This is a genomic window from Streptomyces swartbergensis (assembly GCF_002148965.1).
GTDB lineage: Bacteria > Actinomycetota > Actinomycetes > Streptomycetales > Streptomycetaceae > Streptomyces > Streptomyces swartbergensis.
On record NZ_NGFN01000146.1, the window covers coordinates 1 to 20,447 of the forward strand.

Genomic DNA, 20,447 nt, shown 5'->3' on the forward strand with positions numbered 1-20,447 from the left:
CAGCGACCACCCCCGCGCGTTCCAGGACGGGCAGCTGGCCCGGCGTCGCGGCCAGGGCCGCGCGCGCTCCCTCATAGGCCGTCCGGGCCACCGTCCCGCAGTCACCCTCGGCACCGCAGGCCGCGTCGGCGGCATCGGCAGCGGCCGAGGCGACCGTGAGGACCGTGCCCTCGACGGGGTGGGCCACGGCCTGCCGGGCGGAGTCGGCCGCGTGCCGCAGGGCCAGCCGCAGGCCCCGGCCGTCGGCGTGCGCGCTCTCGCCGCCGGCCTGCGCGGTGCCGCCCTCGGCCAGCACCTGGGACATGCCGCGCAGCAGCTGGGCGAGGATCGTCCCGGAGTTCCCACGGGCACCGATGAGCGCCCCGTGCGCCATCGCCCGGACGGCGTCGGCCAGCGTCGGCCCCTCGGGACCCGACCGCGCCGCGTGCCCCGCGAACACGGCCTCGACCGCCGCCACGGCGGACTCCACGGTCAGATACAGATTCGTGCCGGTGTCCCCGTCCGCCACGGGATAGACGTTGATCGCGTCGATCTCCTCACGCGCCCGCCCCAGCGTCTCGAGTGCGAGACCGCACCAGGTGCGCACCGCGAGAGCATCGAAGAATGTCTGCGGCACCTGCGCCACTGCGCCTCCCTGAGCTGCTGGACGTGGCACGCAGCGTAGACCGCGGGGCGGTGTCCACCGGAAGTGGGCCGGGAGAGGTCCCGGGCCGACCATGGTAGTTTCATTGCACGGGCGCAGTCGTTGTATGCTGCTCCGGTTGCCCGATCCGAATCGGGCCATTCCCCTGGCAGCGCCACCAAGATCCTCTGATCCGGATCCCGGCATGCCGGGATCAACCGTAAGTGCATCTGAAGTCTTTGGAGTGACCCGTGGCTGCCAACTGCGACGTCTGCGGCAAGGGGCCGGGCTTCGGCAACAACATCTCGCACTCGCACCGCCGTACGCCCCGTCGCTGGAACCCGAACATCCAGCGTGTGCGTACCGTGGTGGGCGGGACGCCGAAGCGCGTGAACGCTTGCACCTCGTGCATCAAGGCCGGCAAGGTCTCGCGCTGACGCTCAGCTAGCGCGCGGCCACTGCTGGTTCGCTCAGAGAGCCGGTCCACCTCAGGTGGACCGGCTCTTTGCCGTGTCCTGACGCGGTCATGATGCTCAGGAACCGGCCCGGAACCGCCAGCCGTGATCCACCGGCCCGATCCCCCCGCCGAGCGCGAACCCGGCCGCGATCGCCCCGGTGACGTAACTCTTGGCCGCCGCCACCGCCTCCGGCACCGAGTCCCCCTTCGCCAGCTGCGACACGATCGCGGAGGCCAGCGTGCAGCCCGTGCCGTGGGTGTGCCGGTTGTCGTGGCGAGGCGCCCGCAGCCAGTGCTCCTCGGAGCCGTCGGTGAGCAGGTCCACGGCGTCCCCGGGCAGGTGACCGCCCTTGATCAGCACCCACCGCGGCCCGTACCCGAGCACGGCCGCCGCGGCCCGCCGCAGCTGCTCCTCCGACTCGACGCGCACGCCCGTCAGCTGGGCCACCTCGTCGAGGTTCGGGGTGGCGACCGTCGCCACCGGAAGCAGCTTCGTACGGACGGAGTCCAGCGCGGAGGCGGCGAGCAGGGAGTCGCCGTGCTTGGAGACGCCCACCGGGTCGACGACCGCCGGGGCGTCCGTGCCCGCGATCAACTCGGCCACCGTCTCCACGAGTTCCGCGGAGGCCAGCATCCCGGTCTTGACCGCCTGGACGCCGATGTCGTCGACGACGCTGCGGTACTGGGCCCGCACCGCCTCCACCGGCAGCTCCCAAGCCCCCTGCACGCCGAGGGAGTTCTGCGCGGTCACAGCCGTGAGGACGCTCATGCCGTGCACGCCGAGCGCGAGCATCGTCTTCAGGTCGGCCTGGATGCCCGCGCCGCCGCCCGAGTCGGAGCCCGCCACCGTCAGGACGTTGGGAATCATGAGTCCATGTCCCCGAAGTGGTCCCAGCCGCCCTTGCTGGTCCACGGCGCCCCGTCGACCGTCACCTGGGGCAGCGCCGACGGGTTGAGGACCTCGCCGATGACCTTCCAGCGGGCGGGCAGTTTCACGTCCGGCGGGAAGGTCGCCACGATCGCGTGGTCCTCTCCCCCGGTCAGCACCCACTGCATGGGGTCGACGCCGACGGCCTGCCCGATGTCGTTCATCTGGGAGGGGATGTCGATCGCCCCGGAGCGGATGTCGATGCGGACCTTGCTGGCCTCGGCGATGTGCCCGAGGTCGGCGATCAGCCCGTCGCTCACGTCGCACATGGCGGTCGCCCCGAGCCCGGCGGCGGCCGGACCCGCGTGGTACGGCGGCTCGGGCCGCCGGTGGGCCTCCACGAAGGCGCGCGGCGAGCGGAACCCCCTAGAGAGCACCGCGTACCCGGCCGCGGACCAGCCCAGCCAGCCGGTCACGGCGACGAGGTCGCCGGGCTGGGCGCCCGCCCGCGTCACCGGCTCCTGGTTGCGCAGATCGCCGAGCGCGGTGATCGACACCATGATCGAGTCGCCGCGTACGACGTCACCGCCGACCACGGCGGCGCCCGCCACCTGGCATTCGTCGCGCAGGCCGTCCATCAGCTCGCTCGGCCACGTCACCGGCAGCTCGGCCGGAACGACCAGGCCGAGCAGCAGCGCGGTCGGTACGGCGCCCATGGCGGCGATGTCGGCGAGGTTCTGCGCCGCCGCCTTGCGGCCCACGTCGTAGGCCGTCGACCAGTCGCGGCGGAAGTGCCGGCCCTCCACCAGGATGTCCGTACTGGCCACGACCCGGCGGTCGGGCGCGGCCACCACGGCGGCGTCGTCGCCGGGGCCGACCCGGACCGCCGGGGTGGTGGTCAGACGGGAGGTGAGCTCCCTGATGAGCCCGAACTCACCGAGCTCACCAACAGTGCCCTTCATTGCCTTTCTCCCCTTCTGTCCCTGTCCGTGCCCGGTCGCGAGGCCTCTCGGTCCTCGCTACGGTCGAAGTGACCGTCAAGTTCTGCCGGACCTGCACCCCGGCGCGCAAGACCCGGTCCCCGCAGGTCTCCCCGCGGCGAGCGGCGACGCGATACCGTGGCGTTCCTTTTCCCCACATGATCCTCGTGGCCGCCCTGGAGGTTCCGTGGTACAGGCGTACATCCTGATCCAGACGGAGGTCGGCAAGGCGTCGACCGTCGCCGAGACGATCAGCAAGATTCCTGGAGTCATCCAGGCCGAGGACGTCACAGGACCCTACGACGTGATCGTGCGGGCCCAGGCCGACACCGTCGACGACCTCGGACGCATGGTGGTCGCCAAAGTCCAGCAAGTGGACGGCATCACCCGCACCCTGACCTGCCCGGTCGTCCATCTGTAGCCCCCGTCTACCCTGTGCCGGTGAAGTCTTTCCGTCACCGGCACCGCTCTGTGTTCCGCGTTTTGCTCCGCCTGCCCGCTCTCGCGCTGTTGATCACTGCCGCGGGCTGCTCCTCGGCAGACGACAGCGCGTCGGCGGCGGTTCCCAGTCCGGACGCGAAGGTCGCGGAACTGTGCCGCAACCTGGACAAGGTACTGCCCGCGAAGGTGGACGGAGAGCGTCGCGAGGATCCCGAGCCCGCGTCGGCGCTGACGGCGGGCTGGGGCAGCCCGGCGATCATACTTCGCTGCGGTGTGCCGCAGCCGCCGAAGATGGTCGACCCGAAGGTGGCCGACGGGCATGATCCGGATGCGGTCGCGGGGGGTGTGAACGGGGTCGACTGGCTGATGGAGAAGCAGGACGACGGGGGGTACCGGTTCACCTCGGCGAACCGTGAGGCCTATGTCGAGGTGACAGTGCCGGAGGGTGTGGACAGCTCGGGGGCCCTGATCGATCTGGCGTCGGCCGTGAAGAAGGCGATCCCCGAGGGGATCGCCTGAGTGCCGTGGGGTCGGACGGTGTCCTGAGACCGGCTAGCGAAGACCCGTCGAACGGCGAAGCGCCGCCTGCACCAGCCGGTCCACCAGCTCCGGGTAGCTCACCCCGCTCGCCTGCCACATCTGCGGGTACATCGAGATGGGCGTGAAGCCGGGCATCGTGTTGATCTCGTTGATCACGAACTCGCCGTCCTCGGTGAGGAAGAAGTCCGCGCGGACCAGGCCCTCGCAGGACACCGCCTCGAACGCGTCGACCGCCAAGCGCTGGACCTCCGCCGTCTCCTGTGGCGTCAGGGGCGCCGGCACGATCCCCGGCGTCGAGTCGATGTACTTGGCCTCGAAGTCGTAGTACGCGTGCGCCTCTGGCGAGGGGATCTCGGCGGGGGCGGAGGCCCGCGGGCCGTCCTCGAACTCCAGGACGCCGCACTCGATCTCGCGGCCGCGCAGCGCGGCCTCCACGAGGATCTTCGGGTCGTGCCGCTGGGCCTCGGCGATCGCCTCGTCGAGGCCGGAGAGGTCGTCGACCTTGGTGATGCCGATCGACGAACCGGCGCGCGCGGGCTTCACGAACAGCGGCCAGCCATGCTCGCCGGCGAAGTCGACGATCTTCTTGCGGGCGGCCGACTCGTCCTGCTGCCACTCGCGGGGCCGGATCACCAGGTACGGGCCCACCTTCAGCCCGAACGAGGTGAACACCCGCTTCATGTACTCCTTGTCCTGGCCCACGGCCGAGGCGAGCACGCCCGAGCCCACGTAGGGGACGCCGGAGAGCTCCAGGAGGCCCTGGAGGGTGCCGTCCTCGCCGTAGGGGCCGTGCAGCACCGGGAAGACCACGTCGACCTCGCCGAGCGCCTTGGGGACCGATCCCGGCTCGCTGTAGACGACTTCGCGGTTGGCGGGGTCGACCGGGAGGATCACTCCGCCCTCGCCGGACTCGGCGAGCAGGTCGACGCTCGGCTGGCGCCGGTCGATGATCGCCATCCGCTCCGGTTCGTCCGCCGTGAGCGCCCAACGGCCGTCCTGGGTGATGCCGATCGGCAGGACGTCGTACTTCGTCCGGTCGATGGCCTTGAGGACGGCGCCGGCGGTGACCACGGAGATCCCGTGTTCGGAGCTGCGCCCGCCGAACACGACGGCCACACGCGGCTTGCGAGGCGGCTGCTCGGGGCTCTGGGGGAGGTTCTCGGTGCTCATATCGCGTTGAGAGTACCCGTTGGTAGGGCCCGGATACAGCGCCCGCGGGCCCGCGTCGCTCAGCGTCGTTCCGGCTTCGCGCTGCGCGACATCAGCTCCTTGAGGGCCACCACAGGAGGCTTGCCCTCGTGCACGATGCCGACGACCGTCTCCGTGATGGGCATGTCGACGCCGTGCCGGCGGGCCAGATCCAGCACCGACTCGCAGGACTTGACGCCCTCGGCGGTCTGCTTGGTGACCGCGATGGTCTCCTGGAGCGTCATGCCCTTGCCGAGGTTGGTGCCGAAGGTGTGGTTGCGGGACAGCGGCGAGGAGCAGGTGGCCACCAGGTCGCCCAGGCCCGCGAGTCCGGAGAAGGTCAGCGGGTCGGCACCGAGGGCGATGCCGAGCCGGGTGGTCTCGGCGAGACCGCGGGTGATGAGCGAGCCCTTGGCGTTGTCGCCGAGCCCCATGCCGTCCGCGATGCCGACGGCCAGGCCGATGACGTTCTTGACCGCGCCGCCGAGTTCGCAGCCGACGACGTCGGTGTTGGTGTACGGGCGGAAGTACGGCGTGTGGCAGGCGACCTGGAGCCGCTGGGCGACGGCCTCGTCGGTGCAGGCGACCACGGCGGCGGCCGGCATCCGCGCGGCGATCTCGCGGGCCAGGTTGGGTCCGGTCACCACCGCGATGCGGTCCTGGCCGACCTTGGCGACGTCGTCGATGACCTCGCTCATCCGCATCGCGGAGCCGAGTTCGACGCCCTTCATCAGCGACACGAGGACCGTGCCGGGGGCCAGCAGCGGGGACCAGTCGGCGAGGTTGCCGCGCAGGGTCTGCGAGGGCACCGAGAGGACCGTGAAGTCGGCGTCCGCGGCGGCTTCCGCGGCATCCGTGGTGGCCCGCACGTTCTCCGGGAGTTCGACGCCCGGGAAGTAGTCGGGATTGGTGCGGGTGGAGTTGATCGCCTCCACGACCTCCGGGCGGCGTCCCCACAGGGTGACCTCGCACCCGGCGTCGGCGAGCACCATGCCGAAGGCCGTGCCCCACGAACCGGCGCTCAGGACCGCCGCCTTGACCGGCTTGCTCACTTGCCCAGCCCCTCTTCCTGTGCCGACTGCGCCGGCTGTGCCGGCTGCACCTGCGATGCCGCCTGCTGCACGCCCCGCTGTGTCTGCGCCTGGGTGCGGCGCCGCTGTTCGATCCGCTCCCGGCGCGGGTCGTAGGGCGTCTCGGGCGCCTCATCGCCGCGGATCTCCTCCAGCTGGCGGGTGATGGCGGCCATGATGACCTCCGTGGCCTCCTTCAGGAGCTCCGCGGTCATCTCCCGGTCGTAGAACCGCGTGAGGTCCACCGGCGGTCCGGCGAGCACGCGGTGCGTCTTGCGCGGCAGAAGGTGCGGCTTCTTCGCGTACGGCGGCAGCAGTTCGTTGCAGCCCCACTGGGCGACGGGAATCACCGGGCACTTGGTCCGGAGGGCGACGCGGGCGGCCCCGGTCTTGCCGGTCATGGGCCAGCCCGCCGGGTCGCGGGTGAGGGTGCCCTCGGGATAGAAGGCGACGCATTCCCCGCGGTCCACGGCGTCGATCGCGGCCCGGAAGGCGCTCAGCGCGTCCGTGCTCTCGCGGTAGACGGGAATCTGCCCGGTGCCGCGCATCGCGGCACCGACGAATCCCTTCTTGAAAAGCGCGCTCTTCGCGAGGAATCGCGGGACGCGCCCGGTGTTGTACTGAAAGTGCGCGTAAGCGAAGGGGTCGATATGCGAATTGTGGTTCACCGCGGTGATAAATCCGCCCTCGGCCGGAATGTGCTCCATTCCGCGCCAGTCCCGCTTGAGCAGAACCACCAGCGGCGGTTTGCAGATCACCGCAGCGAGGCGGTACCAGAAGCCGATTCTGCGGCGGGGCACGCGGACACCTTCCTCTAGGGCCTGATGCGGAGGCCACGGGGGGCCGCACAAGTGTCGCCCCAGGCCGCCGGTCTGTCGAGAACACCGTACGCCCCGACATGCCGGGCGCCGTCGGCCCCGGGTGACAATGACCGCGACAAGAGAGGGACGGAACACCTGTGCAGTGGACCTTGGTCGTACCCCTGAAGCCCCTGGCCCAGGCCAAGAGCAGGCTTGCGGACACCGCGGACGACGGGCTGCGGCCGGACCTGGCGCTCGCCTTCGCCCAGGACACGGTGGCGGCCGCGCTGGCGTGCCCGGCGGTACGGGATGTGGCAGTCGTCACGGACGACGCCCGGGCGGGCCGCGAGCTGGCCGCGCTGGGCGCCGCGATCATCCCCGACGAGCCGGGAAGCGGCCTCAACGCCGCCCTCGCACACGCGGCGGCGGCCGTACGCTCCGCACGTCCCGAAAGTTCGGTGGCCGCGCTCAACGCCGACCTGCCGGCGCTGCGCCCGCCGGAATTGGCCCGGGTACTCGACGGCGCCGCTGAATTCCCGCGCGCTTTTCTCCCGGACGCGGCCGAAATCGGTACGACTCTGCTGGCCGCCGCCCCTGGCCGGCCATTGTTCCCGGCTTTCGGTGTCGATTCCCGGGCCCGGCACCGCGCCTCCGGGGCCGTGGAACTGTCGCTCGCCGCCGTGGATTCGGTACGCCAGGACGTGGACACCGGCGACGACCTGCGCACCGCGCTGGCCCTCGGAGTCGGCCCTCATACGGCCGCGGCCGCCGCGCGGTTGCTGATACCCGGGCAGTAGGCTGCGGCCATGCAGGCGACCGCGTACACGTACGACCCCGAAAGCCGCAGTGGGCAAGTCCTCCTGGACGACGGCACCCCGGTGCCCTTCGACGCTGCGGCGTTCGACGCGGGCGGCTTGAGGCTGCTGCGCCCGGGACAGCGGGTGCGGATCGAGGTGGAAGGCGCGAAGGAGGATCTCCGGATCACTCTGGTGACCCTGCAGACCCTCTGATCACTCCCTGAACACACCGCGGGCCGGACTCCGTACGGAGTCCGGCCCGGCGCGTGAGTTCCCCAGCGCCCCTACTTCTTGCGGGCGGTGGTCTTCTTCGCGGTGGTCGTGCGCGCCGTCGACTTCTTGGCGGGCGCCTTCTTGGCGGTCGCCTTCTTCGCCGGTGCCTTCTTGGCGGTGGTCTTCTTCGCGGCGGTGGTCTTGGCCGTCGTGGTCTTGGCCGGAGCCTTCTTCGCCGTGGTCTTCTTCGCGGCCGCCGTCTTGGTGGTGGCCTTCTTCGCAGGAGCCTTCTTCGCCGTGGCCTTCTTCGCGGCCGCCGTCTTGGCGGTCGCCTTCTTCGCGGCGGCCTTCTTGACCGTCGCGCCGGCGCCGCCGGTCAGGCTGCCCTTCGGAGCCTTCTTGACGGAGACCTCGCCGCCGCGCGGCAGCTTCTTCGAGCCGCTGACCAGGTCCTTGAAGCCCTGGCCCGCGCGGAAGCGCGGAACGGAGGTCTTCTTGACCCGAACCCGCTCGCCCGTCTGGGGGTTACGGGCGTAGCGGGCCGGACGGTCGACCTTCTCGAAGGAACCGAAGCCGGTGACGGAGACCCTCTCACCTGCGACGACCGCGCGGACGATGGCGTCCAGTACATGGTCGACAGCGTCGGCGGCCTGCTGTCGGCCGCCCATCTTGTCGGCAATCGCTTCTACGAGCTGCGCCTTGTTCACGTCTTCCCCTTCGGAGACATCGCCAGAACGAAAGTGTTCAAGCTTTTTCGCACGTTAGGCAGATATATACCGCAAATCAAACACGAAACGGGCTTATCACCCTTGTGCCGCAGCGAACTCGACGGTGTCGTCCGGTTCAGCGTTCCTCGTCGGGGAGACGTCCCTCGTCGAGGTCCGCGGTGAACCGATCCAGCCGCCTTGCCGCGTCGGCGAGATCGTGCTTGGCCGCGGCCGTAATGACCAGCAGCTTCCGGGTCAGCGCCATCCGTACGCCCTCCGGGACTTGCAGTGCGCGCACTCTTGCGTGCGCTTCCTTGAGTTGGCCCGCGACTGCCGTATAGAGCTCGAGTTGGCCGTCGTGTTCCATGCACAGATTGTGCCATCTGGGGCGAGTTGTCGCCTGCGCAGGGGACAACTGCCGCCTCAAACGGTCTTCCGGGCGCACACGGAAGTCACGGCTGTACATCTCGCGTACCCCAACAACCACCGGCTTAACGTGGGAAGTTGAGTGCCCGGCTCAGGGTCGGCAGGGCCGTTCGGGTGCAGAAAAGGCTGTACCCCCGATCGGGCTGATCGGGGGTACACAGGGGTGTTGCGGTGGCCGAAAGTCGCCTTGTTCAGCGGCGGCGGACCGTGCTCCGGATCAGACCGGCAGCGTCCGCGGCTTGAACGACGGGCGCTTCGCCTCGTACGCGGAGATGTCCTCCTCGTTCTGGAGGGTGATCGAGATGTCGTCGAGGCCGTTCAGCAACCGCCAGCGGGCGTTCTCGTCCAGCTCGAAGGAGGCGGTGATGCCCTCGGCGCGGACCTCGCGGGCGACCAGGTCGACGGTGATCTCGGCCTGCGGGTCCTTCTCGGTGAGTTCCCACAGCGCGTCCACGATCTTCTGCTCCAGAACGACCGTGAGCAGGCCGTTCTTGAGCGAGTTGCCGCGGAAGATGTCGGCGAAGCGGGAGGAGATCACGGCCTTGAAGCCGTAGTTCTGAAGTGCCCAGACGGCGTGCTCGCGGGAGGAGCCGGTGCCGAAGTCGGGTCCGGCGACCAGGACGGTCGCGCCCTGCCGCTCGGGCTGGTTGAGGATGAAGGACTCATCCTTGCGCCAGGCCTCGAACAGCCCGTCCTCGAACCCGTCCCGCGTGACCTTCTTGAGCCAGTGGGCGGGGATGATCTGGTCGGTGTCGACGTTGCTGCGGCGCAGCGGGACGGCCCGGCCGGTGTGGGTGGTGAAGGCTTCCATGATTCTCAGACTCCAGCGGGCGTACGGGTGTCGGCGTCGGCCAGGTCGGCCGGGGAGGCCAGGTGGCCAAGGACGGCGGTGGCGGCCGCGACCTGCGGCGACACCAGGTGCGTACGACCGCCCTTGCCCTGCCGGCCCTCGAAGTTGCGGTTGGAGGTGGACGCGGAGCGCTCCCCCGGGGCCAGCTGGTCGGGGTTCATGCCCAGACACATCGAGCAGCCCGCGTGCCGCCACTCGGCACCGGCGTCCTTGAAGACGACGTCCAGCCCCTCGGAGACGGCCTGCAGACCCACCCGCGCGGAGCCCGGGACGACCAGCATCCGTACGCCGTCGGCGACTTTGCGGCCCTTGATCAGCTCGGCGGCGGCGCGCAGGTCCTCGATGCGGCCGTTGGTGCAGGAGCCTACGAAGACGGTGTCCACCTTGATGGAGCGCAGCGGCTGGCCGGCCTCCAACCCCATGTATTCCAGGGCCTTTTCGGCGGCGTAGCGCTCCGATGCGTCTTCGTACGAAGCAGGGTCGGGGACGGACGCCGAAAGCGGTGCGCCCTGGCCGGGGTTGGTGCCCCAGGTGACGAACGGCGACAGTTCGGCGGCGTCGATGACGACCTCGGCGTCGAACTCGGCGTCCTCGTCGGTCCTCAGCGTCTTCCAGTACTCGACGGCCGCGTCCCAGTCCGCGCCCTCGGGGGCGTGCGGGCGGCCCTTGAGGTACGCGAAGGTGGTCTCGTCCGGGGCGATCATGCCCGCGCGGGCGCCGGCCTCGATCGACATGTTGCAGATGGTCATCCGCGCTTCCATCGACAGCTTCTCGATGGCCTCGCCCCGGTACTCCAGGACGTAGCCCTGGCCGCCGCCGGTGCCGATCCGGGCGATGATCGCCAGGATCAGGTCCTTGGCGGTGACGCCCTCGGGCAGTTCGCCGTCGACCGTGATCGCCATGGTCTTCGGGCGGGACATCGGCAGCGTCTGGGTGGCCAGCACGTGCTCCACCTGGGAGGTGCCGATGCCGAACGCCAGCGCGCCGAAAGCACCGTGCGTGGAGGTGTGGGAGTCGCCGCAGACCACCGTCATGCCGGGCTGGGTCAGGCCGAGCTGCGGACCGACGACGTGCACGACGCCCTGCTCGACGTCGCCCAGCGGGTGCAGCCGCACGCCGAAGTCGGCGGCGTTCTTGCGCAGCGTCTCCAGCTGGATCCGGGAGACCGGGTCCGCGATCGGCTTGTCGATGTCGAGGGTGGGGGTGTTGTGGTCCTCGGTCGCGATGGTGAGGTCGAGGCGCCGCACCGTGCGGCCGCTCTTGCGGAGGCCGTCGAAGGCCTGCGGGCTGGTCACCTCGTGCAGCAGGTGCAGATCGATGAAGAGAAGGTCGGGCTCGCCCTCCGCGCGCCGGACGACATGGTCGTCCCAGACTTTCTCCGCGAGTGTCCTACCCATCGCTGTTCCCTCCGGTCGACGACGCTCCGCCGACCCAACTAGAGATCTTGAAGAGGCGGGCCCGCGCCCCTGCGTTCCCGGGCAACCGCCGCCAGGCCCGTACGTCACGGGCCGCTGTGACTTCGTGTCTTCCAGGGTGGCGGGTTCCACGAGAATTTGAACTTGCGTTTCACAGAGTGAGACGCGAGTATCGTTTCATGGACAACAGTAGCGGCGTCGGCGTTCTGGACAAGGCGGCCCTCGTCCTGAGCGCTCTGGAGTCCGGTCCGGCCACCCTCGCGGGCCTGGTCGGCGCCACCGGACTGGCACGACCCACGGCCCACCGCCTGGCCGTGGCGCTGGAACACCACCGCATGGTGGCGCGCGACATGCAGGGCCGTTTCATTCTCGGCCCTCGCCTGGCAGAACTGGCCGCGGCCGCGGGCGAGGACCGTCTCCTCGCCACCGCGGGCCCGGTGCTCACCCACCTCCGTGACGTCACGGGTGAGAGCGCGCAGCTCTACCGTCGCCAGGGCGACATGCGCATCTGCGTCGCCGCGGCGGAGCGTCTGTCCGGACTGCGGGACACGGTCCCGGTCGGGTCGACGCTCACGATGAAGGCCGGCTCCTCGGCGCAGATCCTGCTGGCCTGGGAGGAGCCGGAGCGGCTGCACCGCGGCCTCCAGGGCGCGCGCTTCACGGCGACTGCCCTGTCGGGCGTACGGCGCCGGGGCTGGGCCCAGTCGATCGGCGAGCGCGAGCCGGGGGTCGCGTCCGTCTCCGCGCCGGTGCGGGGCCCTTCCAACCGCGTGGTGGCCGCCGTGTCGGTGTCCGGGCCGATCGAGCGGTTGACGCGTCACCCGGGCCGGATGCACGCGCAGGCTGTGATCGATGCGGCCGGGCGCCTCTCCGAGGCGTTGCGGCGTACCGGCTGACCGACAGAGCGCTTCGGGGAGGGTCGGCCTCAACGCCGCGGCAGGCTTTCCCCGACCAGGCGCCGTGACAGGGGCGGTTTCATCGTCGAGTGCGGGTCAGCAGTGGTTGCTCGCGCAGTTCCCCGCGCCCCAGGAACAGAAGGGCCCTCCACCGAAGTGGAGGGCCTCTTCTCGTACGTACCCCCGACCGGATTCGAACCGGCGCTACCGCCTTGAGAGGGCGGCGTGCTAGGCCGCTACACAACGGGGGCCTGGACACTGCGTTTCCGCAGGTCCGAGCTGGTCTACCTGGACTCGAACCAAGACTAACTGAACCAGAATCAGTCGTGCTGCCAATTACACCATAGACCAATGCGGTTTAGACCAGTCAGTACCCCCGACCGGATTCGAACCGGCGCTACCGCCTTGAGAGGGCGGCGTGCTAGGCCGCTACACAACGGGGGCCCTAGCAGTCCCGAGATGATCGTCGATCTTTCGGAACCAGTACCCCCGACCGGATTCGAACCGGCGCTACTGCCTTGAGAGGGCAGCGTGCTAGGCCGCTACACAACGGGGGCTTGCGGATCGGAATCCGCTGGTGCAGATGAGCTCTGCGAGCTGGCCTACCTGGACTCGAACCAAGACTAACTGAACCAGAATCAGTCGTGCTGCCAATTACACCATAGGCCACTGGAACACAAGCCCCGGAGGGGGATTTTGTTCTAGCAGTGCGCCTGGGATTCCTGCCTTCCGGCCTGCTCCCTGCGGCGCAGGAAGAACATTACCCGAAGGTGGACGGGGCTCCAAAACGACTATCCGCGCCGAGTAAAGACGGCAGTTCGGCGAGGGAGGCGATGCGGTGCGGCCCGACGGGCGGGTCGATCGTGGCGTACGCACCCCCGCGGTCGATCCACACCGACAGCAGCCCGGCGTCGGCGGCACCCCGCCCGTCGATCTCCGGGTGGTCGCCGACGTAGGCGACCTGGTGAGGGGCCAGGCCCAGGGACTCGCAGGCCGCGAGGAACGCCCCGGCCTCGGGTTTCGAGACGCCGAGCTCGGCCGCGCACAGGATGCTCTCGAAGCGGTCGTGGACGCCGAGGACGCGCAGCTTGCGGTCCTGGACGTGGAGGCTGGAGTTGGAGAGCACGGCGTGCCGGTGGCTGGCGGCGAGGGCGTCGAGGACGGGCAGGACGTCCGGGAAGAGAGCCCAGGCCGTCTCGTAGTGGGTGATGTACCGCTGGAACCACGCGTCGGCCTCGGCATCGGTGAGCTCCTGGCCGAGGAACACCCGTACGCGGTCGCGCCGCTGCTCCTCGAAGGTGGCCTCACCGGCCGCGAAGCGCGCCCATTGCGCGTCGGTGATCTCCCGCCAGCGGGTGATGGCCTGCTCGACGGTGTCGTAGTCGTCGAGCAGGCCCTCGGCCGTCAGGTGGGCGCGCATGCCGAGGCGGTCGGCGGTGGTGTAGTCGAAGAGGGTGTCGTCGACGTCCCAGACCACGGCGTGGATCCTCATGGTCGGACCGTACCCACTGCCGGGTGCTCTCAGCCCAGGGTCATCGTGCCGGAGAGCGTGAGGTCCGGGCCCCCGGCCGTCGCGGGGGTGGGCGGTGGGCGGTGGTCAACAGTTCATGAGGTTGCCGGGAAATCGGAGCTGGGTGGACACCGGATGCCGTGGCGTGGTGGTCCCGGAGATCTTCGACGAGAGCCACTACCTGGTGGACGAGATCGACGCCTGAGGACAGGCGAAGGGCGGCGCCCCGATCGGACACCGCCCTCGTCGTGCGTGCGTTTCGCCGTGTGCGCGTTACGCGGCCAGCTTCGCCAGTGCCGCGTCGATGCGGGCCAGGGTCTTCTCCTTGCCCAGGACCTCCAGCGACTCGAACAGCGGCAGGCCGACCGTGCGGCCGGTGACGGCGACACGGACCGGGGCCTGGGCCTTGCCGAGCTTGAGGCCGTGGGCCTCGCCGGCGGCCAGGACGGCCTCCTTCAGCGACTCGGCGGAGGTCCAGTCGGCCGCCTCCAGCTTCTCCCGGGCGGTCCGCAGCAGGGCGTCCGAGCCCTCCTTCATGGCCTTCGTCCAGCTGGCCTCGTCCTTCACCGGCTCCGGCAGGAAGAGGAAGTCGACGTTGTCGGTGATCTCGGAGAGCACCTTGAGGCGGGTCTGGGCGTGCGGGGCGATGGCCTGCCACTTGGCCTCGTCGAAGGCCTCAGGGGCCCAGGGGGCGAACGGCGCCTGGAGCCACGGACGGCAGCGCTCCGTGAAGTCCTTCACGTCCAGCATGCGGATGTGGTCGCCGTTGATGGCCTCGCACTTCTTCAGGTCGAAGCGGGCCGGGTTGGGGTTGACGTCCGCGATGTCGAAGGCCGCGATCATCTCGTCCATCGTGAAGACGTCCTGGTCGGCCGAGAGGGACCAGCCGAGCAGCGAGAGGTAGTTGAGCAGGCCCTCGGGGAGGAAGCCGCGCTCGCGGTAGAGGTTGAGGGACGACTGCGGGTCGCGCTTGGAGAGCTTCTTGTTGCCCTCGCCCATCACGTACGGCAGGTGGCCGAAGGAGGGGATCTGCTGGGCGATGCCCAGCTCGATCAGCGCCTTGTACAGGGCGATCTGGCGCGGGGTGGAGGAGAGCAGATCCTCGCCGCGCAGGACGTGGGTGATCTCCATCAGGGCGTCGTCGACCGGGTTGACCAGCGTGTAGAGCGGGGCGCCGTTGGCGCGGACGATGCCGTAGTCCGGGACGTTCTCCGGGGTGAAGGTCAGCTCGCCGCGGACCAGGTCGGTGAAGGTGATCGTCTCGTCGGGCATGCGGAAGCGGACGATCGGCTCCCGGCCCTGGGCCTTGTACTCGGCGACCTGGGCGTCGGTCAGCTCCCGGCAGTGGCCGTCGTAGCCGGAGGGCTTGCCGGCGGCGCGGGCGGCCTCGCGGCGGGTGTCCAGCTCCTCCTGGGAGCAGTAGCAGCGGTAGGCGTGGCCGGCGTCCAGGAGCTTGGCCGCGACGTCCTTGTAGAGGTCCATGCGCTGCGACTGGCGGTACGGCGCGTGCGGGCCGCCGACCTCGGGGCCCTCGTCCCAGTCGAAGCCCAGCCAGCGCATCGAGTCGAGCAGCTGGGTGTACGACTCCTCCGAGTCGCGGGCCGCGTCGGTGTCCTCGATGCGGAAGACCAGGGTGCCCTGGTGGTGCTTGGCGAACGCCCAGTTGAACAGGGCGGTGCGCACCAGGCCCACGTGCGGGTTACCGGTGGGCGACGGGCAGAAACGGACGCGTACGGGGGAGCCGGGTGCGCTAGCCACGCTTGACAACCTTGTTGGTGAGAGTGCCGATGCCTTCGATGGTGACGGCGACCTCGTCGCCGACGTTCAGGGGGCCGACCCCAGCCGGGGTGCCCGTGAGGATCACGTCGCCGGGGAGCAGCGTCATGGCCTCGGAGATGTTGACGATCAGGTCCTCGATGGAGTGGATCATCTCGCTGGTGCGGCCCAGCTGGCGCTGCTGGCCGTTGACCGTGAGCTGGATGGTCAGGTCGCTCGCGTCCAGCTCCGTCTCCACCCAGGGACCGAGGGGGCACGAGGTGTCGAAGCCCTTGGCCCGCGCCCACTGCTTCTCACGCTTCTGGACGTCGCGTGCGGTGATGTCGTTGGCGCAGGTGTAGCCGAAGATCACGTCCTTGACGCGCTCGCGCGGGACCTCGCGGCACATCCGGCCGATGACCACGGCCAGCTCGGCCTCGTGGTGCACCTCCTGGGAGAAGGAGGGGTACTGGATCTCGTCGCCGGGGCCGATCACCGAGGTGGACGGCTTGAAGAAGGCGAAGGGGGCCTGCGGGACCTCGTGGCCCAGTTCCCTCGCGTGCTCCGCGTAGTTGCGGCCGAAGGCCACGACCTTGTTGGGCAGCACCGGGGGCAGCAGCCTCACCTTGCCGACCGGCACCTTCGTGCCGGAGAGCTCGAAGTCCGCGAACGGGATGCCCTTGATGATGTCCAGGACGAGCTCGTCCTGCTTCTCGCCCTCGATGGCGCCGAAGGCGACGTTCCCGTCGATGGAGAATCTGGCGATGCGCACGGGATGCTTGGCCCCTTGACTGAAGCGGCTGGAGTCTGACGCTCCAGGCTAACGCGGGGAAGGGTCCGCGCCGCGCGCATCACGAAGGGGCGCCCCGTCGCCGGGACGCCCCTATCGATGCCGATGTCCCGCCGCCGTGAGCATCCGGCGGCCGGTGCGCGTACTCCCTGGTGTCACTCCGCGGCAGCGGCGGCCGCGACGGGGACCTCGGTGAGGATGGTGCGCTTGGGGTTGGCAGTCTGGGTGGGGAGTTCGACGCGGTGCTCCGGCTGTTCCGGCGTCTGCAGTTCGTCGGCGTCGTCCAGGTGCGCCAGCGTCGTGCGTCGCGGGTTGGCGATCTTGTGGAACATCGTCGTCGTCTTCACTGTTTACTTGACCCTGTTCTGTGACGGGCACCGGAGGGCGCGTACGACCCTGCACCGGCGCGGGTTGTCGGTTCTGCCATCTCTGTAAAGCGTCAGGCTAAACATGGGATTCCCGGCGCAATCGCGGGGATCTCATGATCAGCATGTGAGTTTTCTCACGAATCAGGGGGCGAATCGGTCAATCCGGGCTTGCGCCTTGCCCCAACGAAACGGACATTGACCCCCTGAACCCCCCATTCCGCTGCTGATCATGGCGACTGGGACACCCATGGCGCCTCGGCGACTCGCGGGCATACGTCCGAAATGGACTAACCCGCTTTCTACGTCCGGTGATTCGGCACTCACGTGGTGTCACCTATGTCACGGCCTGGCCTACGAGCCTTGTTGGAGATCCTGTGCTGTGCTGGAATGCCACGGACCGCCGCAGGATCGAGCCGGCGCACAGGGGGCGCACAGACGCGCCGAGTGGCGGTGAGAAGGGGGAGCCAGCGCCGGTCACTCAAGACCACCACGGGGGCGTACTCAGGGCGTCCCCAGAACGCCGACACCGTGCCCCACCGTTCACGCGATGGGGCGCCTGGTCCAGAGGTTGCGACGCTAGTGCAGGGACGTTTCAAGAGGGATGGCAGCGCTTCGGCGGAGCCGGAGCCGCACGGCGGGACCAACCGAGGTCCCTCGGCCCAGCACGCCCAGAACCAGGGCCCGGCGGGTGACGGCGGGGAACGCCCCGGGCGCCCCGGCGCGTCGGCCCCCACGGGGTCCGCGAGCCCGGCTCCGCCCCTGAAGCCGCCGGCCGGCCCGTCCGGCCCCGGCCCGCGAATAGCCCTGCGCAACTGGCGCATCTCCACCCGTCTGGTCTCGCTGCTCGCCCTCCCGGTGGTCGCGGCCACCTCGCTCGGCGCGCTGCGTATCAACCAGTCCATGGACGACATCCAGCAGCTCGACAACATGAAGCTGCTGACGGACATGACCAAGCAGGCCACCGAGCTGTCCGCCGCCCTCCAGGAGGAGCGCGACCAGTCGGCCGGCCCGCTGGCGCACGGCGGCAAGGCCACCGACTTCACGGTCAAGGGCCTGCGCGAGAAGACCGACCGGGCGCGGAAGAACTTCCTCGACAGTTCCGAGCAGATCGACACCGCCAGCAAGGACGGCAACCTCAAGGGCGTCCGCGAGTACCTCATCCAGCTCGCCGGCGAGCTGGGCGACCTGGAGCAGATCCGCAAGGGCGCCTACGCCTCCGAGGACAACTCCACGCAGACGATCGAGGCGTACCACCGTCTGATCGAGAACCTGATCGACCTCTCCCAGGACATGGCCGAGGCGACCAGCAACCCGGACATGATCCAGCGCACGCGTGCGCTCGCGGCGTTCTCCTCCGCCAAGGAGTACTCCTCGATCCAGCGCGCGGCCCTCGCGGCGGCGCTGCCCGCGAGCAACACCACGACCGGCAAGCTCTCGCCGAACGACCGGCTCTACGCCGAGTCAGCCCTGGAGAGCCAGAAGTCCGAGATCCGCAGCTTCAAGAGCATCTACGGCGAGGACGCCGCCGCCGAGCTGCTCAAGCCCATCGAGGACGGCGGCAACTCCACGATCAAGGCCACCGACACCTACGCGGGTCGTGCCCTGGTCTCCGCGAGCGGACTCGCACAGCAGGACAAGCGGTCCTACCGCGACTGGCTGGACGACAGCTCCACCAAGATCCAGCAGATGAAGAACATCGAGCACACGCTGCTCGAGGAAATGGAACAGAAGGCCCGCGAGCTGCGCAGCGCCACCGAGCGCGACGCGATCATCTCCGGTGCCCTGATCCTCATCGTGCTCGGTGTGTCGCTGGTCGGCGCCTTCGTCGTGGCCCGCTCCATGATCCGCTCGCTGCGCCGCCTGGAGGAGACCGCCACCAGGGTCGCCTCCGACCGGCTGCCCGAGCTGGTCAAGCAGCTGTCCGAGTCCGACCCGCAGGACGTCGACACGTCCGTGGAGTCGGTCGGTGTGCACTCCCGGGACGAGATCGGCCGGGTGGCCGCGGCCTTCGACGACGTGCACCGCGAGGCGGTCCGCCTCGCCGCCGAGCAGGCCCTGCTGCGGGGCAACGTCAACGCGATGTTCACCAACCTCTCGCGCCGCTCCCAGGGCCTCATCCAGCGTCAGCTGTCGCTGATCTCCGAACTGGAGTCCCGCGAGGCCGACCCGGACCAGCTGTCCTCCCTGTTCAAGCTCGACCACCTCGCGACCCGCATGCGCCGTAACGGTGAGAACCTGCTCGTTCTCGCCGGTGAGGAGCCCGGCCGCCGGTGGACCCGTCCGGTCCCGCTGGTCGACGTGCTGCGTGCCGCCGCGTCCGAGGTGGAGCAGTACGAGCGCATCGAGCTGGCCTCCGTGCCGACCACCGAAGTGGCCGGCCGCGTGGTCAACGACCTCGTGCACCTGCTCGCCGAGCTGCTGGAGAACGCGACCTCGTTCTCCTCGCCGCAGACCAAGGTCAAGGTCACCGGTCACGCCCTGCCCGACGGCCGGGTGCTGATCGAGATCCACGACACCGGTATCGGCCTGTCGCCGGAGGACCTGGCGGCGATCAACGAGCGGCTCGCCTCTCCCCCGACGGTGGACGTCTCCGTCTCCCGCCGCATGGGTCTGTTCGTGGTCGGCCGGCTGTCGCAGCGGCACGGCATCCGCATCCAGCTGCGCCCGTCCGACTCCGGTGGTACGACCGCGCTGGTCATGCTGCCCGTCGACGTCGCCCAGGGCGGCAGGAAGCCCCAGCCCAAGCAGGGCGGTCAGCCGCCGCAGGTCGGCGGTGGCGGCCCGGCCGCCGCGCAGGCCGCCGCCGGTGCGGCAGCGGCCCGGCGTGCCGCCGGTGCCGGCCAGGGCGGTGGCGCCCTCGGAGCCGGCGCGTCCGGTGGTGGCTTCGGTGGCGGTGCGTCGTCCGGCGGTGGCCGGCTCGCCGCCGGCCAGGGTCCGCGGGCCGCACTGCCCGGGCGGGACGCGGACGGTGGCCGTCCGGGCGGAGGGCGCGGACCGCAGGGTCCCGACAACTCCCCGTCGTTGTTCGAGCAGAGCGCTCCGCCCGCGCCGCCGCAGGGCCGTCCGGCCGAGGCCGGATTCGGTCAGGCGCCGGGTGCCCCGCAGGGTTTGCAGGCCGCGGGTACCAACGGGCCGCAGGGCCAGGGCCGGGGCCGGCACCGCCCGGGCAACGCCGAGCAGGGCCAGGGCCGTCGGCCGCAGCTGCCGCCGCGCGGCGGTCCCCGGGCCGAGCTGCCCGGCGGTGACTCGCAGCCCCGCGTGCCGAGCTGGAGCGACGAGAACGCCCAGCCGCCGGTGCCGCGTGCCTCGCTGGACACCCCGCGCGGGCACGAGGAGCCGGACGTCTCCCGTACCTCTGCCATGCCGCGGATCGACGACCGCCAGGGCCCGGGCTCGACGGCGGAGATCCCGGCCGTCCCGCGCGACGACGACCGGCAGGGCCCCGGCTCTCCGGCCGACCACGGCACGGGCGGCCCCCAGCACTCGGACCGTTTCGCCCCTCCCGGCACGGACGGCTCGCAGGGTTCGGGCCAGTTCGTCCGCCCGGACGTCTTCGGCACTACGGCCGGCCGCCGCGACCCTTCGTCCACGACGGGCCAGTACCCGGCTGGGCAGTCCTACGACAACGGCTCCACGGGCCAGTACCCGGCTCCGCAGTCCTACGACAACGGCTCGACCGGCCAGTACCCCGCACCGCGCCAGGACAACGGCTCCACGGGCCAGTACCCGGCTCCGCAGTCCTACGACAACGGCT

Annotated in this window: 21 protein-coding genes and 5 tRNA genes; 7 read left to right on the plus strand and 19 right to left on the minus strand. The window is 70.2% G+C overall.

Annotation, left to right across the window (positions count from 1 at the left end):
• Positions 1–625, minus strand: a 625-nt coding sequence (locus CA983_RS22775) for a DAK2 domain-containing protein (protein ID WP_143645536.1), incomplete at its 3' end; no start/stop codon positions are given.
• A 248-nt stretch (positions 626–873) separates the two neighbouring features.
• Here CA983_RS22775 and rpmB point away from each other — a divergent pair.
• A complete protein-coding gene (gene rpmB, locus CA983_RS22780) occupies positions 874–1,059 on the plus strand; it encodes a 50S ribosomal protein L28 (RefSeq protein WP_004924906.1) in 186 nt (61 codons plus the stop codon).
• A 96-nt stretch (positions 1,060–1,155) separates the two neighbouring features.
• On the opposite strand, the gene thiD is transcribed toward rpmB, so the two are convergent.
• Complete coding sequence (gene thiD, locus CA983_RS22785) at positions 1,156–1,947, minus strand: bifunctional hydroxymethylpyrimidine kinase/phosphomethylpyrimidine kinase (protein WP_086602755.1); 792 nt, start codon at positions 1,945–1,947, stop codon at positions 1,156–1,158.
• Positions 1,944–2,909: a thiamine-phosphate kinase gene (locus CA983_RS22790; RefSeq protein ID WP_086602756.1), complete on the minus strand. Its 966-nt coding sequence runs from the start codon at positions 2,907–2,909 to the stop codon at positions 1,944–1,946. The genes thiD and CA983_RS22790 overlap by 4 nt, the downstream gene beginning before the upstream one ends.
• Before the next feature lie 205 nt (positions 2,910–3,114).
• Here CA983_RS22790 and CA983_RS22795 point away from each other — a divergent pair, with 205 nt between their 5' ends.
• Together CA983_RS22795 and CA983_RS22800 are read left to right on the plus strand one after the other, a co-directional pair.
• On the plus strand, positions 3,115–3,348 hold the full coding sequence (locus CA983_RS22795; RefSeq protein ID WP_003997603.1) for an Lrp/AsnC family transcriptional regulator: 234 nt from the start codon (positions 3,115–3,117) through the stop codon (positions 3,346–3,348).
• Between the two features lie 20 nt (positions 3,349–3,368).
• Positions 3,369–3,887: a DUF3515 domain-containing protein gene (locus CA983_RS22800; RefSeq protein WP_244207057.1), complete on the plus strand. Its 519-nt coding sequence runs from the start codon at positions 3,369–3,371 to the stop codon at positions 3,885–3,887.
• A gap of 33 nt (positions 3,888–3,920) precedes the next feature.
• Here the strand turns inward: CA983_RS22800 and CA983_RS22805 are convergent, their stop codons facing one another.
• The 3 genes from CA983_RS22805 to CA983_RS22815 are packed head-to-tail and all read right to left on the minus strand — an operon-like array spanning position 3,921 to position 6,966.
• Complete coding sequence (locus CA983_RS22805) at positions 3,921–5,078, minus strand: D-alanine--D-alanine ligase family protein (protein WP_086602758.1); 1,158 nt, start codon at positions 5,076–5,078, stop codon at positions 3,921–3,923.
• A 59-nt stretch (positions 5,079–5,137) separates the two neighbouring features.
• Positions 5,138–6,148, minus strand: a complete 1,011-nt coding sequence (locus CA983_RS22810) for an NAD(P)H-dependent glycerol-3-phosphate dehydrogenase (protein ID WP_086602759.1) — start codon at positions 6,146–6,148, stop codon at positions 5,138–5,140.
• Entirely contained in the window at positions 6,145–6,966 is an 822-nt protein-coding gene (locus tag CA983_RS22815) for a lysophospholipid acyltransferase family protein (protein ID WP_086602760.1), read from the minus strand. Before CA983_RS22815 ends, CA983_RS22810 begins: the two co-directional genes overlap by 4 nt.
• 158 nt (positions 6,967–7,124) lie before the next feature.
• On the opposite strand from CA983_RS22815, the gene cofC reads away from it, so the two are divergent.
• Together cofC and CA983_RS22825 are read left to right on the plus strand one after the other, a co-directional pair.
• Positions 7,125–7,763, plus strand: coding sequence for a 2-phospho-L-lactate guanylyltransferase (gene cofC / locus CA983_RS22820; protein ID WP_086602761.1), 639 nt, complete (start codon positions 7,125–7,127; stop codon positions 7,761–7,763).
• Between the two features lie 9 nt (positions 7,764–7,772).
• The gene (locus tag CA983_RS22825; RefSeq protein ID WP_010044574.1) at positions 7,773–7,976 is read left to right on the plus strand and encodes a hypothetical protein; all 204 of its coding nucleotides are present in this window, start codon (positions 7,773–7,775) and stop codon (positions 7,974–7,976) included.
• A 71-nt stretch (positions 7,977–8,047) separates the two neighbouring features.
• On the opposite strand, the gene CA983_RS22830 is transcribed toward CA983_RS22825, so the two are convergent.
• The 4 genes from CA983_RS22830 to leuC form a co-directional block, all read right to left on the minus strand.
• Positions 8,048–8,683, minus strand: coding sequence for an HU family DNA-binding protein (locus CA983_RS22830; protein ID WP_086602762.1), 636 nt, complete (start codon positions 8,681–8,683; stop codon positions 8,048–8,050).
• Positions 8,684–8,819: 136 nt separating this feature from the next.
• Positions 8,820–9,050 (minus strand): SCO5555 family protein, encoded by a 231-nt coding sequence (locus CA983_RS22835; RefSeq protein ID WP_020270054.1) that lies wholly within the window; start codon positions 9,048–9,050, stop codon positions 8,820–8,822.
• A 276-nt stretch (positions 9,051–9,326) separates the two neighbouring features.
• Positions 9,327–9,920: a 3-isopropylmalate dehydratase small subunit gene (leuD, locus tag CA983_RS22840; protein WP_086602763.1), complete on the minus strand. Its 594-nt coding sequence runs from the start codon at positions 9,918–9,920 to the stop codon at positions 9,327–9,329.
• A gap of 5 nt (positions 9,921–9,925) precedes the next feature.
• A complete protein-coding gene (gene leuC, locus CA983_RS22845; RefSeq protein WP_086602764.1) occupies positions 9,926–11,356 on the minus strand; it encodes a 3-isopropylmalate dehydratase large subunit in 1,431 nt (476 codons plus the stop codon).
• Between the two features lie 197 nt (positions 11,357–11,553).
• Between leuC and ndgR the strand changes: the two genes are divergently transcribed.
• Positions 11,554–12,270 (plus strand): IclR family transcriptional regulator NdgR, encoded by a 717-nt coding sequence (gene ndgR / locus CA983_RS22850; protein ID WP_010044585.1) that lies wholly within the window; start codon positions 11,554–11,556, stop codon positions 12,268–12,270.
• A gap of 178 nt (positions 12,271–12,448) precedes the next feature.
• Here ndgR and CA983_RS22855 read toward each other — a convergent pair.
• From CA983_RS22855 to CA983_RS22895, 9 genes are all read right to left on the minus strand, one after another.
• Positions 12,449–12,521 (minus strand) — tRNA-Glu (locus CA983_RS22855).
• A gap of 28 nt (positions 12,522–12,549) precedes the next feature.
• A tRNA-Gln gene (locus CA983_RS22860) sits at positions 12,550–12,621 on the minus strand.
• 20 nt (positions 12,622–12,641) lie between these two features.
• A tRNA-Glu gene (locus CA983_RS22865) sits at positions 12,642–12,714 on the minus strand.
• Between the two features lie 40 nt (positions 12,715–12,754).
• Positions 12,755–12,827 (minus strand) — tRNA-Glu (locus CA983_RS22870).
• Between the two features lie 40 nt (positions 12,828–12,867).
• Positions 12,868–12,939: transfer RNA gene (locus CA983_RS22875), tRNA-Gln, on the minus strand.
• Positions 12,940–13,030: 91 nt separating this feature from the next.
• Complete coding sequence (locus CA983_RS22880) at positions 13,031–13,762, minus strand: HAD family hydrolase (protein ID WP_086602765.1); 732 nt, start codon at positions 13,760–13,762, stop codon at positions 13,031–13,033.
• A gap of 291 nt (positions 13,763–14,053) precedes the next feature.
• Positions 14,054–15,538 (minus strand): glutamate--tRNA ligase, encoded by a 1,485-nt coding sequence (gene gltX, locus CA983_RS22885; RefSeq protein ID WP_086602766.1) that lies wholly within the window; start codon positions 15,536–15,538, stop codon positions 14,054–14,056.
• Complete coding sequence (locus CA983_RS22890; protein ID WP_086602767.1) at positions 15,531–16,307, minus strand: fumarylacetoacetate hydrolase family protein; 777 nt, start codon at positions 16,305–16,307, stop codon at positions 15,531–15,533. The genes gltX and CA983_RS22890 overlap by 8 nt, the downstream gene beginning before the upstream one ends.
• 173 nt (positions 16,308–16,480) lie before the next feature.
• Entirely contained in the window at positions 16,481–16,672 is a 192-nt protein-coding gene (locus tag CA983_RS22895) for a hypothetical protein (protein ID WP_020270047.1), read from the minus strand.
• Between the two features lie 600 nt (positions 16,673–17,272).
• Between CA983_RS22895 and CA983_RS22900 the strand changes: the two genes are divergently transcribed.
• Positions 17,273–20,447: sensor histidine kinase (locus CA983_RS22900; protein WP_086602768.1), on the plus strand; the 3,175-nt coding region annotated here is incomplete at its 3' end.

Excerpts from the sequence above, each read along its gene's own strand:
- thiD (WP_086602755.1), bottom strand. The coding sequence starts at position 1,947 with ATGATTCCCAACGTCCTGACGGTGGCGGGCTCCGACTCGGGCGGCGGC.
- CA983_RS22790 (WP_086602756.1), bottom strand. The coding sequence starts at position 2,909 with ATGAAGGGCACTGTTGGTGAGCTCGGTGAGTTCGGGCTCATCAGGGAG.
- CA983_RS22805 (WP_086602758.1), bottom strand. The coding sequence starts at position 5,078 with ATGAGCACCGAGAACCTCCCCCAGAGCCCCGAGCAGCCGCCTCGCAAG.
- CA983_RS22825 (WP_010044574.1), top strand. The coding sequence starts at position 7,773 with ATGCAGGCGACCGCGTACACGTACGACCCCGAAAGCCGCAGTGGGCAA.
- CA983_RS22835 (WP_020270054.1), bottom strand. The coding sequence starts at position 9,050 with ATGGAACACGACGGCCAACTCGAGCTCTATACGGCAGTCGCGGGCCAA.
- leuD (WP_086602763.1), bottom strand. The coding sequence starts at position 9,920 with ATGGAAGCCTTCACCACCCACACCGGCCGGGCCGTCCCGCTGCGCCGC.
- leuC (WP_086602764.1), bottom strand. The coding sequence starts at position 11,356 with ATGGGTAGGACACTCGCGGAGAAAGTCTGGGACGACCATGTCGTCCGG.
- ndgR (WP_010044585.1), top strand. The coding sequence starts at position 11,554 with ATGGACAACAGTAGCGGCGTCGGCGTTCTGGACAAGGCGGCCCTCGTC.
- CA983_RS22880 (WP_086602765.1), bottom strand. The coding sequence starts at position 13,762 with ATGAGGATCCACGCCGTGGTCTGGGACGTCGACGACACCCTCTTCGAC.